Source organism: Acidobacteriota bacterium, assembly GCA_039028635.1.
Taxonomy (GTDB): Bacteria; Acidobacteriota; Thermoanaerobaculia; order Multivoradales; family JBCCEF01; genus JBCCEF01.
This window is the reverse complement of the sequence record JBCCHV010000092.1, coordinates 1-15704: the sequence shown is the minus strand read 5'-3', so window position 1 is coordinate 15704 and position 15704 is coordinate 1. Positions and strand designations below refer to the sequence as shown.

The 15704-nt window shown below is 67.3% G+C and carries 13 protein-coding genes and 1 riboswitch; of the genes, 5 read left to right on the top strand and 8 right to left on the bottom strand.

Annotated elements, in window-relative coordinates:
- Positions 1 to 152: 152 nt before the first annotated feature.
- A complete protein-coding gene (locus AAF604_23945) occupies positions 153 to 1769 on the bottom strand; it encodes a hypothetical protein (protein MEM7052738.1) in 1617 nt (538 codons plus the stop codon).
- Between the two features lie 21 nt (positions 1770 to 1790).
- Between AAF604_23945 and hpt the strand changes: the two genes are divergently transcribed.
- Both hpt and AAF604_23935 read left to right on the top strand, forming a co-directional pair.
- Complete coding sequence (hpt, locus tag AAF604_23940; protein ID MEM7052737.1) at positions 1791 to 2336, top strand: hypoxanthine phosphoribosyltransferase; 546 nt, start codon at positions 1791 to 1793, stop codon at positions 2334 to 2336.
- Positions 2336 to 2716, top strand: coding sequence for a RidA family protein (locus AAF604_23935; GenBank protein ID MEM7052736.1), 381 nt, complete (start codon positions 2336 to 2338; stop codon positions 2714 to 2716). The genes hpt and AAF604_23935 overlap by 1 nt, the downstream gene beginning before the upstream one ends.
- Before the next feature lie 79 nt (positions 2717 to 2795).
- Here the strand turns inward: AAF604_23935 and AAF604_23930 are convergent, their stop codons facing one another.
- Positions 2796 to 3887: a hypothetical protein gene (locus AAF604_23930; protein MEM7052735.1), complete on the bottom strand. Its 1092-nt coding sequence runs from the start codon at positions 3885 to 3887 to the stop codon at positions 2796 to 2798.
- A 117-nt stretch (positions 3888 to 4004) separates the two neighbouring features.
- A riboswitch (cobalamin riboswitch) is annotated at positions 4005 to 4230 on the top strand.
- A gap of 118 nt (positions 4231 to 4348) precedes the next feature.
- Between AAF604_23930 and AAF604_23925 the strand changes: the two genes are divergently transcribed.
- On the top strand, positions 4349 to 7105 hold the full coding sequence (locus AAF604_23925) for a ribonucleoside-diphosphate reductase subunit alpha (GenBank protein MEM7052734.1): 2757 nt from the start codon (positions 4349 to 4351) through the stop codon (positions 7103 to 7105).
- 22 nt (positions 7106 to 7127) lie between these two features.
- Positions 7128 to 8303 (top strand): ribonucleotide-diphosphate reductase subunit beta, encoded by a 1176-nt coding sequence (locus AAF604_23920; GenBank protein MEM7052733.1) that lies wholly within the window; start codon positions 7128 to 7130, stop codon positions 8301 to 8303.
- 27 nt (positions 8304 to 8330) lie between these two features.
- Here AAF604_23920 and AAF604_23915 read toward each other — a convergent pair whose 3' ends face one another.
- From AAF604_23915 to ftsY, 6 genes are read right to left on the bottom strand one after another with little or no spacing between them, the layout of a single operon-like run.
- Positions 8331 to 9353, bottom strand: coding sequence for a GntG family PLP-dependent aldolase (locus AAF604_23915; protein MEM7052732.1), 1023 nt, complete (start codon positions 9351 to 9353; stop codon positions 8331 to 8333).
- A 16-nt stretch (positions 9354 to 9369) separates the two neighbouring features.
- The gene (locus AAF604_23910) at positions 9370 to 10098 is read right to left on the bottom strand and encodes a hypothetical protein (protein MEM7052731.1); all 729 of its coding nucleotides are present in this window, start codon (positions 10096 to 10098) and stop codon (positions 9370 to 9372) included.
- Positions 10095 to 11096: a hypothetical protein gene (locus AAF604_23905; protein ID MEM7052730.1), complete on the bottom strand. Its 1002-nt coding sequence runs from the start codon at positions 11094 to 11096 to the stop codon at positions 10095 to 10097. The genes AAF604_23910 and AAF604_23905 overlap by 4 nt, the downstream gene beginning before the upstream one ends.
- On the bottom strand, positions 11096 to 11707 hold the full coding sequence (locus tag AAF604_23900) for a riboflavin synthase (GenBank protein MEM7052729.1): 612 nt from the start codon (positions 11705 to 11707) through the stop codon (positions 11096 to 11098). The genes AAF604_23905 and AAF604_23900 overlap by 1 nt, the downstream gene beginning before the upstream one ends.
- A complete protein-coding gene (gene ribD / locus AAF604_23895; protein ID MEM7052728.1) occupies positions 11671 to 12831 on the bottom strand; it encodes a bifunctional diaminohydroxyphosphoribosylaminopyrimidine deaminase/5-amino-6-(5-phosphoribosylamino)uracil reductase RibD in 1161 nt (386 codons plus the stop codon). The genes AAF604_23900 and ribD overlap by 37 nt, the downstream gene beginning before the upstream one ends.
- Positions 12767 to 13756, bottom strand: a complete 990-nt coding sequence (ftsY, locus tag AAF604_23890; protein ID MEM7052727.1) for a signal recognition particle-docking protein FtsY — start codon at positions 13754 to 13756, stop codon at positions 12767 to 12769. Before ftsY ends, ribD begins: the two co-directional genes overlap by 65 nt.
- A gap of 108 nt (positions 13757 to 13864) precedes the next feature.
- On the opposite strand from ftsY, the gene AAF604_23885 reads away from it, so the two are divergent.
- A complete protein-coding gene (locus AAF604_23885; GenBank protein ID MEM7052726.1) occupies positions 13865 to 15541 on the top strand; it encodes an AarF/UbiB family protein in 1677 nt (558 codons plus the stop codon).
- The last annotated feature ends 163 nt before the right edge of the window (positions 15542 to 15704 follow it).

Here is a 15704-nt window from a genome sequence, read left to right as displayed (position 1 = left end):
GAACCGCCTCGCGCTTGAACTCCTCACTGAAACGACGACGCTTCTCAACCATTTTGTGAACTCCTCCAGGCCTATTCTCATAGGCACGGTTTCTGTCCACAAAATCGGGGCAACTCCATTAGCCCCCCTGAAACGACATACCCCCTGAACGACTACCCCCCCTGCTTATAAACCAGCAGCCAGAGGGCCGAGTAATCGCCCATCAGCCGAACCCGCAGCACCTGCAGGCTGCGGGCTTCGTCGCCACGGCCATCGAGGACGAGCTGGCGGGTGACGTTCTCGAAGCGACCGAGGAAGCTATCGGCCAGACGCAGACTGTCGCGCGCCGCCCCGAACACCGCCTCCGAGCCATCGGCGAAGGTATCGTCGAGGAGCTCGCGCAGGGTCTCCATCTCCTCCCCCATGCGAACTCGCAGAGCGGCGGCCTCGAGTAGGAAACGCTCGACCTCGCCGTCCCAGTCGCCGGCCGGCTTGTCGAGCTGGTCGCTCTGCAGCAGCGATCGGTAGGCGATCACCTCGCGCGGCTCGAGACCATATTGGAAGACGTCCGGCGTCAGGCTGACGGCCTTCGGCGGAGCCCCCAGGGTGGTGCCGTCGAGGGCGGCGATCAAGCGCCCGAAGTGCTCCTCCACCAGCGGTGCACCGCTCGCACCACCACCCACCGCGGAGGCCGGAGTGCTCGCCACAGCCGCAGGAGACAACGTTTCATCTTCACTGCCCTCGGCCGCAGGGAAGGGATCGAGGGCGACGGCATCGAGGTCATGGCCCGGCTGGGCCTCGTTGAGACGCGGAATCAAGGCGCGTACCCGCTTGCGGATGTGGGCCAGGTCGTCGAGGCGCAGGTCGTCGTGCTGGAGATGGTTCTCGAAGCGCTCGATCTCCTCGCGCAGGCGACCGAGATCGACATCGAGGGCGCGGTCCGTGGAAACCCGGCGCTCGAGATCGAAGATCTGCTGGTACTCGTCGAAGATGCGCCGTTCCTCGCGGTTGTAGAGCTCGCGCACCTTGTTCTTGAAGACGAGATTGGTCTCGACCACGGCGAGCAGCATGTCGGGCTCGAAGTAGAGCCGTCCGAGGCTGTGCTTGAGGGTGCGATAGCGCTCGACCATGCGCCCTTCGCTGAGACCATCGAGGTCTTCCACCTCGTGGACCTCTCGGGCCAGGTCGAGGACCATGGCTCGGCGCTTCTCGAGCTGCTCCGGCTCCGCCGGCGGGCCGCCGACCAGCGAGCGGAAATTGCGATAGACCTGCCGCAGATGGCTGCGATCACCGAGGCCGACGGACAGGGTCCCGTCTTCCGTCTCCTCCCCCATGCGACTGAGCAGGAAGTCGATCTTGTCGATGCGATCGGCCTCCCAGGTTTCGCCGTCATGGGCGTAGAGATAGAAGCGCACGAGCTGCAAGAGGATCTTGTCGTCGTGGTTCCGGAAGCGCAGGAAGAACTGCCTCAGGAACGACGGGTCGACTCTGCTATCCTCCGCCAACAGCGCTTCCGAGAGACTCCCGACCTGCCGTTCGACGACGTCCATCTGGCCCGCCAGCCCGCCAGCCTGGGAGGCGTTGAGGCTTTGGGAAATCTCCTTCAGGCGGCCGTAGAGGCTCTGAAACTCCGCCGGATAGCGATCGTCGAGACCTTCGAAGTAGAGCTTGGCGAGACTCTGCAGGAACTGGTGGAAGACCCACGCCGCGCGGAATCGCTGGGAAAGGTTGACGTAGCGCCGGTGGAGAACGTCGAGCTCTTCCACCGACATTGTGTTATCGACCACCATGGGAGCTTTCCATTCTAAGCCATGGCTAGCCAAAACCCGAACCCGACTCCGCAGGTTCTGATTTCCGAGGAGCGCCTGCAAGCGCGCGTGCGCGAGCTGGCGGCGGAGATCGAGCGCGACTATGCCGGTAACGACAATTTGCTCTGCGTCGGTGTGCTGAAGGGATCCGTCTTCTTCCTCGTCGACCTGCTCAAGGAAATTCGCCAGATTCCGGTGGCCGTCGACTTCTTCCAAACCTCCAGCTATCGCGATGGCACCCAGCCGGGAGAGATTCGCATCCTGAAGGACATCGATCTCTCGATCCGGGGCCGGGACGTGTTGCTGATCGAAGACATCGTCGATACCGGCTACACCCTCTCCACGATTCTCGGCCTGTTGCGCTTCCGGGGAGCGCGCAGCGTCAAGCTCTGCGCCCTGCTCGACAAGACTCCGGCCCGCAAGGTCGAGGTGCCCATCGACTACCGCGGCTTCGAGGTCGACGACGTCTTCGTGGTCGGCTACGGCCTCGACTACGCGGAGCACTATCGCAATTTGCCCTTCATCGGCATCTACCAGGGGGACTCCTGATGCAGTTCAACCACACCCAGCGGGCCCCGGCGGCAATCGGCCCCTACTCGCAGGCGGTCGAAATCGATGGCTGGCTCTACACCTCCGGACAGATCGCCCTCGATCCGCAGACCGGTGAGATGGTCGACGGCGGCTTCGAGGCCGAGGCCCGGCAGGTGTTGGCCAACCTGAAGGAGGTCCTGGCGAGCGCCGGCTGCACCTTCTCGGACATCGTCAAGGCCAACATTTTCGTCACCGACATGGCCAATTTCCCGCAGCTCAACGAGCTCTACGGCACCGCCCTCGGCGACCATCGCCCAGCGCGCTCCACCATCCAGGTGGCCGCTCTCCCCAAGGGCGGTCTGGTCGAGATCGATCTGGTGGCGCGGATACCGCGGTAAGGGATCGTGCCATCCGAGGGGCGCTCCGGCGCCCCTCCCAGGGCCGGACCCACAGCACGTCCGGTTCTTGTCGACCGAGTCAGTCTGGCGGCGAAATCAGAGTTTCGACCCGGCCACTCTCCAGGTCGATGCGGTGCAGCCGACCGGTGTCGGCAGCGACCACCAGCAGACGACCGCGAGCGTCCCGCGAGAAGTCGGCGAGGGAACCGAAGGAAACTCCGAGCAGATCGCCGCCGTCGACTTTGCCGTTGGGCTCCCCGCCATCACCGGCGAGCACGCGTAGAATCCCAGAGCTCTTCTCCAGCCGCAGCAGGCGGCCGTTGACCCATTCGGTGAGCAAAAGATCGCCGTTTTCCTCCTCGAGGATGCCCCCGAAATAGCCGAACGGGCTGTCGAGGGCCCGATCGCCATCCTTCGCCGATCCGCGCTCGCCGCGGCCAGCGATCGTCCGGATGACGCCGCTGGTGCCATCGACTCGCCGAATCCGTTGATTGAAACTGTCGCCGATGATCAGGTCACCGTTGCGGGCCCTCAGGGCGACGTGGGGGCGAGCGAGACTGGCGTCGAGGGCTGAGCCGCCGTCGCCGGCGAAGCCACCCTCGCCACTGCCGGCCAAGGTCTCGAGACGGCCACTCTCCAGGTCGAGACGACGCACCCGATGGCTGTCGGTGTCCGTGAAGAGGACCTCGCCGGGGCTGTCGGCATTGACGAAATAGGGTCCATAGAGACTGCGTTCGAGGGCCGGACCGTCCCCGGAAACGGCCCGCTCGCCGTTGCCGGCCACGGTGGTGATGATGCCGCTCTCGGCATCGACGCGGCGAATTCGATGATTGCAGCGGTCGGCGATGTAGAGATTGCCGTCGGCATCCGCATCGATCGAGTCGGGACAGCCGAGGCGCGCCTCCGTCGCCGGACCGCCATCGCCCGAGAATCCCTTCTCGCCGGTTCCCGCCACCACCCGCACTTCGCCGGTCGCGGGATCGTAGCGCTGCACCCGATGGCCGCCACGCTCCGAGATCAGAACGACGCCGTCGGCCAACACGGCGACGCCGAGGGGAAACTCGAGCCGGACGGCAGAGGCCGAGGCGGCCGGCGATTGCTCGGCGGCGACCAGAGCGCTGCAGCAAACGGTGGCGAGAAGGACTGCTGGGGTGGAGATTCTTGCGCGCATTCGGTCACTCCCTTCATCGAGCTTTTCTGTCGATACGCAGGAAGCGTTCGTTGGTTCGCGACGGCGGTCACCGCGGGAAGCCTCGGCAGGGCGGTTGCGAATCGGCCGACCAATACCCTATGCTGTAGCCCTTCCGGTTCTGCCCACTAGATCTAGTAGGCGGAGGCAACAGGGAACCCGGTGAGAATCCGGGACTGTCGCGCAGCGGTCAGGGAGAACGAAGATCACGAGTCCCCACGGGGACGGGCACTGGCGAAAGCCGGGAAGCCGTGATCGTAGGCTGGTGATCTCGCGTCACCGAAGCTCCCGAGTCCGAAGACCTGCCGGAAGCCGGGGCAACCCGGTTTCGCAACTCACCTTCGCGTCCGAGGTGAGGTGGTCTGCCGCCATGTGTGTGCATGGCGCCGGCCCCCCGGCTCTGCGTCGCGAAGGCCCATTTCCTTCGCGATCAAGGAGCCGCGATGACGATCAGTCCCCTCGAACTTCCCGTAGCCTCCACCCCGTCCGAGCTCGAAGTCGTGCGCCGCGACGGCGAACGCATGGCGTTCGATGACGCCCGCATCCGAACCGCCCTCTCGAAGGCCTTTCTGGCGGTCGACGCCGCCGCCCTGGAATCTCCCGAATCCCAGGCCACCGTGGCCGAGCTGACGGCCGAGGTCACGGCGGAGCTCACCGACCGCCGCAACGGCCGCCGGGCGGTCCACATCGAAGAGATCCAGGATCAGGTCGAGCTCGCCTTGATGCGGCGCGGCCACCATGCGGTTGCCCGGGCCTACGTCCTCTATCGCCACCAGCGCGCTCAGCAGCGCTCCTCGCCGACGGCCGGCGAAGCGCTCCGGGTGCGGCTCGAAAGTGGCGACCTGCGGGAGCTGACGGCGGATGACCTCGAATCACCGATCGCCCGCGCTTGCGAAGGTCTCGCCGAAGCCCGCGCCGCCGAGCTGGTGACCGAGATCCGGCGCAATCTCTACGACGGCGTCAGCTTGGCGGAGCTGGCATCGGCCCGGGTGCTGGCGGCGCGCTCCTCGATCGAGCAGGAGCCCGAGTACTCTCAGGTCGCCGCCCGACTGCTGCTCGAAGGTCTCCGCGGCGAGGTGTTCGGCTTTCTCGGGCGGCAGCCTTCGCGGGACGACCGCGACGCCTTTCCCGCCTATGTACAGCGCGGCGTGGCCTTGGGTTATCTCGCTCCCGAGCTCTTGACCTACGACCTGGCGGAGCTCGCCGCCGGCCTCGACCCGGCGCGCGATCAGCAGTTCCAGTACCTCGGCCTCCAGACCCTCTACGATCGCTACTTCATTCAGCACGACGGCACCCGCATCGAGCTGCCGCAGTTCTTCTTCATGCGAGTGGCGATGGGCCTGGCCCTCGCCGAAGAGCACCGCCAGGAGCGCGCGATCGAGTTCTACCGGCTGCTGTCGTCCTTCCGCTTCATGTGCTCGACCCCGACACTGTTCAATGCCGGCACGCCGCGGCCGCAGCTCTCAAGCTGCTTCCTGACCACCATTCCGGACGATCTGAGCGCGATCTACAGCGGCATTCGCGACAACGCCTTGCTCTCCAAGTACGCCGGCGGGTTGGGCAACGACTGGAGCCCGGTGCGCGCCCTCGGCGCCCGCATCCGCGGCACCAATGGAGAGTCCCAGGGCGTGATCCCCTTCCTCAAGGTGGCCAACGACACCGCCATCGCCGTCAACCAGGGCGGCAAGCGGCGCGGCGCGGTCTGTGCCTACCTCGAGGTCTGGCACGCCGATGTCGAGGAATTTCTCGACCTGCGCCGCAATACCGGCGACGAGCGGCGTCGCACCCACGACATGCATACCGCTCTGTGGATTCCCGACCTGTTCATGAAGCGGGTGGCCGCCGGCGGCTCCTGGACTCTCTTCTCGCCCGACGAAGTGCCCGACCTCCACGACTGCTACGGTCGCGAGTTCGAGCGCCGCTATCAGCACTACGAGGCCGCCGCCGAGGGTGGTGAGCTGCGCCTCTGGCGCCGCGTCGACGCCGTCGATCTCTGGCGCCGGGCGCTGTCGCGCCTGTTCGAAACGGGCCACCCCTGGATCACCTTCAAGGATGCCTGCAACGAGCGCTCGCCGCAGGGCCATGCCGGCGTCGTCCACTCTTCCAATCTGTGCACCGAGATCACCCTCAACACCAGCGACGACGAGGTCGCGGTCTGCAACCTCGGCTCCCTCAACCTGCCGGCCCACCTCGCTGACGGCGAGATCGATCGCCAGGCCCTCGCCAGCACCCTGCGCACCGCCATGCGGATGCTCGACAACGTCATCGACGACAACTACTACACCATTCCCCAGGCCGAACGCTCCAACCGTCGGCACCGCCCCGTCGGCCTCGGCCTGATGGGCTTTCAAGATGCCCTCTTCGAGCTGCGCATCGCCTACGGCTCGCAGCAGGCGGTGGAGTTCGCCGACCACAGCATGGAGCTGGTCAGCTACTACGCCCTCGAAGCCTCCTGCGATCTCGCCGCGGAGCGCGGCGCCTATCCGAGCTTCCGGGGCTCCCTGTGGAGCCAGGGGATTCTGCCGATCGACTCTATCGAGCGGCTGGCGACGGCGCGCGGAGACTTCCTCGACCAAGATCGCTCCGCAAGCCTCGATTGGGAGCCGTTGCGGCAGCGCATTCGCGAGCACGGCCTGCGCAACTCGAACACCATGGCGATCGCTCCGACGGCGACCATCTCGAACATCTGCGGCGTCTCCCAGAGCATCGAGCCGCTCTACCGCAATCTGTTCGTGAAATCCAACCTCTCGGGCGAGTTCACGGTGATCAATCCCTACCTGGTGCGGGACCTCAAGGAGCTCGGCCTGTGGGACGAGGTGATGATCAGCGACCTCAAATTCCACGATGGCTCGGTGCAGCCCATCGAGCGCATTCCGGCAGAGCTCAAGGAGCTCTATTCGGGCGCCTTCGAGATCGACTGTCGATGGCTGATCGAAGCCGCCTCGCGGCGCCAGAAGTGGATCGACCAGTCGCAGTCCCTCAACCTCTATGTCGCCCGCCCGGACGGCCCGCTCCTCGACAACATCTACAAGCTGGCCTGGGTACGGGGTCTCAAAACCACCTACTACCTGCGCTCGGAAGGTGCCAGCCAGGTCGAGAAGAGCACCTTGCGGAAGACCGACGGCCAGCTCAACGCCGTGGCCGTCGCAGAGCCAGCCGCCTGCTCCCTCGACGACCCCGAATGCGAAGCCTGCCAGTAACCACCTCCAGGAGAGCCAAGCCATGAACTGGAACGATCCCCTCGCCCGCGGCGGCAACCCGACGGCACCACCTCCGGAGCTTCGCCACCGGACCCCGGCAGCGCCGAGCCGGATCCCGGATCCCGACCCCGCCGCGGCCAGTCCCGCGGCCAGTCCCGGCCTGTCGACCCTCGAGCGCAACGGCGCCCGGGTGCGGGTCGACGACAAAGCGATGATCAACAGCCGGGCCGACGTCAACCAGCTCCTGCCCCTGAAGTATCGCTGGGCCTGGGAGAAGTACCTCGCCGCCTGCAACAACCACTGGATGCCGACGGAGGTCTCGATGCAGCGGGACATCGCCCTCTGGCGATCGACCGACGGCCTGGCCGCCGACGAGCGTCTGATGGTGAAGCGCAATCTCGGCTTCTTCGCCACCTCCGAGTCGCTGGTGGCCAACAACATCGTGCTCGCCGTCTACCGTCACCTGACCAATCCGGAGTGCCGCCAGTACCTCCTGCGCCAGGCCTTCGAAGAGGCGGTTCACACCCACACCTTCCAGTACATTTGCGAGAGCCTCGCCCTCGACGAAGGGGAGCTGTTCAACATGTACCGCGAAGTGCCGTCGATCACCGACAAGGCGGCCTGGGCTCTGGGCCACACGCGGCATCTCGAAGATCCCGAGTTCCGTACCGGTACGCCGCAGCGGGATCGCCTTTTCCTGCGGGACCTGGTGGCCTTCTACGTCGTCTTCGAAGGCATCTGGTTCTATACCGGCTTCGCCCAGATCCTCTCCCTCGGCCGGGCCAACAAGATGGTCGGCATCGCCGAGCAGTATCAGTACATCCTGCGCGACGAGTCGCTGCACCTGAACTTCGGGGTCGACGTGATCAATCAGATTCGCGCCGAGAACCCGGGCCTGTGGAACGGTGAGCTCGAGGAACCCGTGCGCGGCATGCTCTACGAAGCCGGCGAGCTCGAGCTCGCCTACGCTCGCGACACCATGCCCAACGGGCTCCTCGGCCTGACCGCCGAGCTCTGCGAGCAGTACGTCCGCTTCATCACCAATCGGCGCGCCCAGCAGCTCGGCATGGAACCCCTCTACCCTCCCGGGGACAATCCCTTCCCCTGGATGTCCGAAGTCATCGACCTGCGCAAGGAGAAGAACTTCTTCGAGAGCCGAGTCACCGAGTACCAACAGGCCGGCGCGCTGCGCTGGTAGGCGACGGACGGGCAGCGGATAAGGCGGTCAGGCCTCGGCGAGGCGAGCGAGGGCGTCGCCGATGTCCTGCTCCGAAACGTCGTGATGGGTGACGAAGCGCACCTCTCCGGGGCTGATGGCGACCGCCTTGACCCCCTTCGCCTCGGCCCGACGGCAAAAGGCCAGGGCGTCGCCATCGGGCGGACCGGCGATCACGATGTTGGTCGCCACCGCCGACGGATCGACCGTCCAGCCGCGGACCGCCAGGCCCTCCGCCAGGGTGCGGGCGTTGCGATGGTCGGCGGCCAGCCGGGCGGGCCCCCGCTCGAGGGCGAGAAGGCCGGCGGCGGCCAGGATTCCCGCCTGGCGCATCGCCCCGCCGAGCATCTTGCGCACCCGCCGCGCCTCCTCGATCAGGGCAGCGGATCCGGCGAGGAGTGACCCCACCGGCGCGCCCAGCCCCTTCGACAGCGACACCATCACCGAATCGAAGCCCGCCGCCAGGTCTGCCGGCGATTCCCCGAGCGCCTCCGAGGCATTGAACAGGCGCGCCCCATCGAGGTGCACCGGCAGGCCGCGCTGCCGCGTCACGGCGAGGATCGCTTCGCGGCGCGGACGGTCGTAAAGGGTGCCGCCCGCCATGTTGTGGCTGTTCTCGATCACCACCGCCACGGTGCGCGAGCGGTAGACGACTTCGGGCGCCACGGCGCCTTCGACCTGCGGCGCCGTGAGCAGCCCGCGATCGGCCACCAGGGTGCATGGCAGCAGACCGGAGAGTGCGGCCATCGCGCCGAGCTCGTAGAGGACGATGTGGCTCTTCGCCTCGCAGATCACCTCGCCGCCGGGGTGGCCGTGGAGGTGGAGCGCGATCTGGTTTCCCATGGTTCCCGAAGGCAGGAACAGAGAGGCCTGATGGCCGAGGAGATCGGCGGCCTCTCGTTCGAGGCGCCGCACCGTCGGATCCTCGCCATAGACGTCGTCCCCGACCTCCGCCGCCGCCATCACCTGGCGCATCGCGGAGTCGGGCTGCGTCACCGTGTCGGAGCGCAGGTCGATGGGGCGTCGGAGCACTGGGGAGAAGGTCGGGCTAGAACCCGAAGGCGAGGCGCACGGCGCCCTGTAGCTCCTCCCCCTGCTCGACCTCGAAGGTGAGCTTCGGCAGCAGCAGGTTGATGGTGACCCCGGCATAGGCAAAGGTCGCCTCGTGGCGGCGATCGAAGGTGCCGCCGGCCAGGCGCTCGAGGCTGCCATCGCCGGAGTAGTAGCCGACACCGACATAGGGGGTCACCACCGTGAATCCCTTGCTGAGCAGGAGCTCGGCGCCGTAGAGGTCGAGGTCGTAGGGCCCGGAGTCGAGGCTCTGGGTTCCGGTCAGGCGCAGTGACAGAGCCGGAGACAGGGCACCCCCATCGAGAATCGCCCACTGCACCTCGGCCGAGACCAGCTCGAGATCACCGCCGGCGGCACGACCGTAGCTGATCCCGAGGTCGATGCCGCCCGGCAAGCCCTTGCGTGCTCCGACGCGAGCGAACGACAGCAGATCGCCCGGAAGATCGTCGTCGAGGGCCGCTTCGATGGCATCGCCGTCGGGGTCGACGCTGAGATCGGCATAGATCTCGAACCCGATCAGGCCAAGGGGTGCCGCGGCGTGGCGCGGATAGGGATAAGCGGCGAAGATCAGGCGGTCGTGGAAATCCTCGAAAGCCTGACGCGAGATCGTCGGATCGACCTCAAAGGCGGCCAGCGGAGCGCCAAGGGTGGCGGCGAGCAACAAGCCGAGTAGGCCGAGCAGCAGAGGGCGCGCTACGGGAGTCATCGGATCTCCTCTTCAGGTGCCGAAACCGCCGGCGCGGACGCAGTCACGGAGGTTTCGAGGTAGGTCGACAACAGCTCTTCGAGCAGTCCGCCGGCGGTTGGCAGCACGGTCTCCGCCGCCACTCGCCGGCTGACCTCGTCGAGCGGCGTCAACACCGCCAGATTACCTTCTCGAATCAGAGCGGTGAGGTCGTAAGTGGCCTCCTCCGCCCAGCGAGCCGCCCGGAAAAAAGCCTGGCCCTGAATCGTCTGCCGGTCGAGGCGCAGCCAGAGATCGCCCACCTGGGCGAGGGCGGCGGCGATCCGGCGATTGCCCAGCTCGCGACCGCTGCCGGCGATGGGGCGCGGCCAGAATGGCTGCAGGGAATGCTCTGCCGCGGCCCGAGCAAAGCTTCGCTCATCGCCGACGGCGCCATGGAAAACGGCATCGAAGGCGCCCTCGCCGAGAGCTTCCGCGACCACCCGCCGCTGGCCCGGATCGAGCTCGAGGACGAGCCCTTGAACCGTTTCGAAGCCTGCCCGTCGAAGGCGACCGAGCTCCGGCAGCCAGCGCTCAGGGTCGGCGCTCAGGCCCGCGACCAAGGGCCAAACGGCCAATCCCGCGGAGACCTCGGGCCAGTGGATGTCCTCGCCCGCGAGGAGCTCCGGCAGGGGATCCCACAGCACGTCGGCCGCGGCCGGTACGGCCGGCGGCGTTTCACCGGTCGGACACTGATAGAGAACTCGCGTGCCGGCGGCGAGGCGCTCTTCGGCCCAGCGGAAACGCTGCTCCTCGGCGGCTGGCGCCACTGGCGGACAGTAGACCAGGGAAGGCAGCTCCTCCCCTTCCTGCGCCGCAAGCTCCGGATCGCGGGACGTCGCGGTGACGCCGAGGGTGGCCAGCGAAACGTCGCTCCAGGGAGTGGCCGGATAGGGCCAGCGCGCCGGTCGCCACGCCACCCAGAAAGAGCTCGGCTCGACCGGCGTCGGCTGCCACCGGATGGCCGGCGGCGCCGCCATCACGAGCCGACTCCGCGCACCTGAAGCGCGCGCTCGATGTACTTGGCGAGCACATCGACCTCCAGATTGAGGCGGCTCCCGACGACACATTCTCCGAGGGTGGTGACCTCGAGGGTGTGAGGAATCAAGGTCACCGAGAAATCGCCCTCACCGACCGCCGCGACGGTCAGGCTGACGCCGTCGAGGGTCACCGATCCCTTCTCCACCAGGTACGGCGCCTGCGATTCCGGCAGGGCGAAGGTCAACCAGCGGTGCTCCGTCAGATCGCGTCGTTCGATGACCTCGACCCAGCTATCGACGTGCCCCTGAACCCAGTGGCCGCCGAGGGCATCGCCCATGCGCAGGGCAGGCTCGAGGTTGACCGCCGAACCGGCGGCGAGGCGATCGAGATTGGTCCGGGCGAGGGTCTCCGGAGCCAGCTCGACGGTCGAGCGCTCACCGTCGCGCGCGGTGATGGTCAGGCAGACCCCGGAAACCGCCAAGCTGGCGCCGAGGTCGAGGCGTGCACCGAGCTCGGCGCTATGGGCGATCACCAAGCGCTTGCCGCCCTGTCCCGAGGGCTGCGGCGCCTCGGCTACGATTCCACGCTCGACAACAAGGCCGGTAAACATTCTGCTCGGTATCCTTCGATGATGCGGTCAGGTCCGCGCTGGCGGATGGTCAGGTCTTCGAGTCGTGGCGCCGACGACAGCGGATCCATCCCGGCACCGGCAAGGGGCCCCGGCGCGCTGCGGCCACCGATCAGAAGCGGCGCCACCGCCACCGCCACGCGATCGTAGAGACCGGCTTCGAGAAACGCCGCGGCGACCTCCCCGCCGCCTTCGACGAGCAGGCTGCGAACTCCCCGGCGATGGAGATCCCGCAGCACCTCCGGCACCTCGGGCCGGGCCAGAACGACGACTCGTGCCCCGGCTCGCCGGAGGCTCTCGCGCCGCTCCTCCGGCGCCTCGGCGGCAGTGTATATCAGCACTTCGCCAGCCTCCGACAGCATGCGCCGATCAGCCGGCAAGCGCAACCTGCGATCGAGCACGATGCGCAGAATGGGACCGTCGGCCTTACCCAGCCGCCGGGTCAGGCGAGGGTCGTCCGCCAGCGCCGTCTCGCTGCCCACCAGAATGGCGTCATGGCTCTCCCGCAGGTCGAGCGACCAGCGTCGCGACGGCGGCGACGAGATCCACTGACTGTCTCCGGAGACGGTCGCGATCTTGCCGTCGAGACTCATCGCCCACTTGAGGGTCACCGCCGGCCGCGCCAGCAGGCACGAGGTCACGAAGGCGAGATTCAAACGCACCGCCGCCGCCGCCCGCTCGCCGATCTCGACGGCGATCCCGGCGGCACGCAGGCGCTCGAAACCGCGTCCCGCGACCCGCCGGTCCGGATCCCGGTGACAGGCCACCACCCGCCGCACGCCGGCGGCGATCACGGCGTCGCTGCAGGGCGGCGTGCGCCCGCGATGGGAGCACGGCTCGAGGGTGACATAGAGGGTGCTGTCGCGGGCCTCGTCGCCAGCCCGCGCCAGCGCTTCGACCTCCGCATGGGGGCCACCGACGCGACGGTGGTAGCCCTCCCCTACCACCTCGCCGTGGCGCACCAGAACGGCTCCCACCATCGGGTTGGGGGAGGTGCGATAGCGCCCGCGAGCCGCCAGCCGCAGGGCGCGGTCCAGATACTCAGCCGAGGAGGGCAGAGGCGAACTCCCGGGGGCGAAACTCCACCAGGTCGTCCGGAGTCTCACCGACCCCAAGGTAGAGCACCGGTAGACGGAGCTCGCGAGCCACCGCCACCGCCATGCCGCCCTTGGCGGTGCCGTCGAGCTTGGCGAGCAGCACACCATCGATCGGCACCACGTCGCGGAAGGTGCGGGCCTGCGACAAGGCGTTCTGGCCGGTGGTGGCGTCGAGCACCAGGACCGTACGCCGCGGCCAGCCCTCGGCTTCACGATCGATCACACGGCCGATCTTGCCGAGCTCCTTCATCAGATATTCCTTGGTGTGCAGCCGGCCGGCGGTGTCGACCAGCACTTCGTCGACGCCGCGGGCCTTGGCGGCCTTGAGGGAATCGAACACCACCGAGGCCGGGTCGGCCCCGGCCTGGGACTGCACGACATCGACACCCAAGCGCTCCCCCCACAGGGAGATCTGCTCGATGGCGGCGGCGCGAAAGGTGTCGCCGGCGGCCATCAAGACCTTCTTTCCGCGCCCCTGGGCATGGCGCGCCAGCTTGGCGATGGAGGTGGTCTTGCCAACGCCGTTGACGCCGATCACCAGGGTCACCAGGGGCCCGTCGGACCTGCTCTCCGCCGGCTTGCGTCCCGCCGGCAAGGCGGCATCGAGCAACAGCAGGGACATCTCGTCGACCAGCATCTCGCGCAGGCGCAACAGATCGGCCCCCTGGTGGGCCTTGACGTCGGCCTTGATGCGCTCGACCAGCTCAAGAGAGGTTTCGACGCCGATGTCGGCGCTGATCAGGGCTTCTTCGAGGTATTCGAGGGTGTCCTCGTCGAGCGTCGCGCGCCCTTCGAGGGCGGCGTTCATCTTGTCGAGGATCTCCGTATGGGTCATCAGGAGACCGCGTTTGAGCTTCTTCCAGAAGCCCTTCTTCTCGCCTTCTCCGTCCGGGAGCTTGCGTTCCGGAGCCAGCTCGAGGGTGTCGTTGCTCATGGCGCGATGATATCGCGATCACGGCCTTCGGAGGACCTTCGGGCAAGCCGCCGACGGCCCGCGTCGAAGCGGTCCAAAGGCTTGCGGTAGCATGGCTTCGAGTCGATCATGGCCGACCCTGCCCCGCACTCCCCGCCGCCAGCTCTCGAAGACTTCGTGGTGCAGCCAGTGCGCCGCCCCGGAGGCCTGCCGCGACGCTGCTTGACCATCGGCCGCCACCTGATGGGGCTGGTCTATGGCCGCCTGCTGGCCTCGGTCCGAGATCGACCGGAACGCGCCAAGTCGGGCCTGGCCTACCGCCTCGAGTGGCTCCTCGCAATCCTGCTGCGCCCGCTGTTCGCCGCTTCCAAGCTGATTCCTCTGCCCTTCCCGGTGCAGCTCCGGCGACGCCTCGAGATGCTCGGACCGACCTACATCAAGCTCGGCCAGGTTCTCAGTCTGCGCTCCGACATCCTGCCCCGCCCGGTCACGGACGAGCTCAAGAACCTGCTCGATCGCCTGCCGGTGGTGCCCTTCGAGGCCTTTCTCGAACGCGTTCGCAACGATCTCGGCAAGCCCGTCGAGCGGGTCTTCGACTGGATCGATCCGGAACCGCTGGGCTCGGCCTCCATCGCGCAGACCCACCGCGGCACCTTGAAGAACGGTCAGGCGGTGATCCTCAAAGTGGTCAAGCCCGGCATTCGAGAAACCCTGGAGCGCGATTCCAAGCTCCTTTGGCTGCTCGCTCGCATTCTCCAGGGCTTCTTTCCGCGCTACCAGCCGAAGCGCATGATCGACGAGTTCGTCGCCTATACGCGGCGCGAGGTCGATCTCCGCCTCGAGGCCGACAACGCCGAGATCTTCGCCGCCAACTTCGCGGATCTGCCGGACATCGTGTTTCCGGCGATCTATCGCCACGCCAGTGGGGCCAACCTGCTCACCATGGAGTACTTGTCCGGCGAACGGCCGGACTCGCTGCGCGCCCGCAACCTCGCCGAGGGCGAGCGTCGCCGGCTGATCGAGCGCGGCGCTTCGGCGATCATCCGGATGATCTACCGCGACGGCTTTTTCCACGCCGACCTCCATCCCGGCAACCTCCTCGTCCTGCCCGGGCCCAAGCTCGGCTTCATCGACCTCGGCATGGTGGGACGCTTCGACGACGAGCTGCGCCGCACGCTGCTCTACTACTTCTACTGCCTGGTGATGGGCGACGCCGAGAACGCCGCGCGCTATCTCGCCAGCACCGCCAAGGCCGGCGTCGGAGCGCGCCCGGCGGCCTTTCGTCGCGAGGTGGCGGAGATCTGTCGCCGCTGGCATCGCTCGGCCAAGTTCGCCGACTTCTCCCTCGGCCAGCTGATCCTCGAATCGGTCGAGCGCGGTGCCCGCCACCGCCTGTTCTTCCCGGTCGAAATGGTCTTGATGACCAAGGCCCTGGTGACCTTCGAGGGCGTCGGCCACATCCTCGAGCCGGAGTTCGATGTCGTCGCCGTCTCCCAGCAGCCGATCCAGGCCTTGCTCCTGCAGCAGCTCAACCCCTTGCGGTTGGTCGAGGCCGGTTTGCGCAGTGCGCCGGAGATCTTTGACGCCATGATCAAAACACCGGCCTTGGTGAGCGAAGCGATGCGGCTGCTCGAAGCTCAGAACCGGCAGCCGCCGGAAAACCCCATCGGCGGCCTGCACGGCGCTCTCTTCGGAGGTTTCTGCTTGCTCTCGGGGGTGGTGCTGTGGGTCAGCGACGGCCCCCTGTGGGCGGCCCTCGCGCTCGCCGGCCTCGGTTTCTTGGTCGGCCTCTTCGCCCGCCGCTAGCAGGCTGCTGAAAAGCCGCGTGGCGGCTTATTCAGCGCCTGCTGTTTGTTTCAGGGGGGCTAAAGGCGCCCCCCTCAGGCGCACGCACATGTCGTGCGCCTTCACCCCCGTCCTCGGCGGCTTTCGCCGCCGCCTCGCCCCTCGGGCTCGGAAGCTCTTGAAG

Coding starts and splice junctions, on each gene's coding strand:
- AAF604_23945 (MEM7052738.1), bottom strand. CDS start 1,769: ATGGTGGTCGATAACACAATGTCGGTGGAAGAGCTCGACGTTCTCCAC.
- hpt (MEM7052737.1), top strand. CDS start 1,791: ATGGCTAGCCAAAACCCGAACCCGACTCCGCAGGTTCTGATTTCCGAG.
- AAF604_23935 (MEM7052736.1), top strand. CDS start 2,336: ATGCAGTTCAACCACACCCAGCGGGCCCCGGCGGCAATCGGCCCCTAC.
- AAF604_23930 (MEM7052735.1), bottom strand. CDS start 3,887: ATGCGCGCAAGAATCTCCACCCCAGCAGTCCTTCTCGCCACCGTTTGC.
- AAF604_23925 (MEM7052734.1), top strand. CDS start 4,349: ATGACGATCAGTCCCCTCGAACTTCCCGTAGCCTCCACCCCGTCCGAG.
- AAF604_23920 (MEM7052733.1), top strand. CDS start 7,128: ATGAACTGGAACGATCCCCTCGCCCGCGGCGGCAACCCGACGGCACCA.
- AAF604_23910 (MEM7052731.1), bottom strand. CDS start 10,098: ATGACTCCCGTAGCGCGCCCTCTGCTGCTCGGCCTACTCGGCTTGTTG.
- AAF604_23905 (MEM7052730.1), bottom strand. CDS start 11,096: ATGGCGGCGCCGCCGGCCATCCGGTGGCAGCCGACGCCGGTCGAGCCG.
- AAF604_23900 (MEM7052729.1), bottom strand. CDS start 11,707: ATGTTTACCGGCCTTGTTGTCGAGCGTGGAATCGTAGCCGAGGCGCCG.
- ftsY (MEM7052727.1), bottom strand. CDS start 13,756: ATGAGCAACGACACCCTCGAGCTGGCTCCGGAACGCAAGCTCCCGGAC.
- AAF604_23885 (MEM7052726.1), top strand. CDS start 13,865: ATGGCCGACCCTGCCCCGCACTCCCCGCCGCCAGCTCTCGAAGACTTC.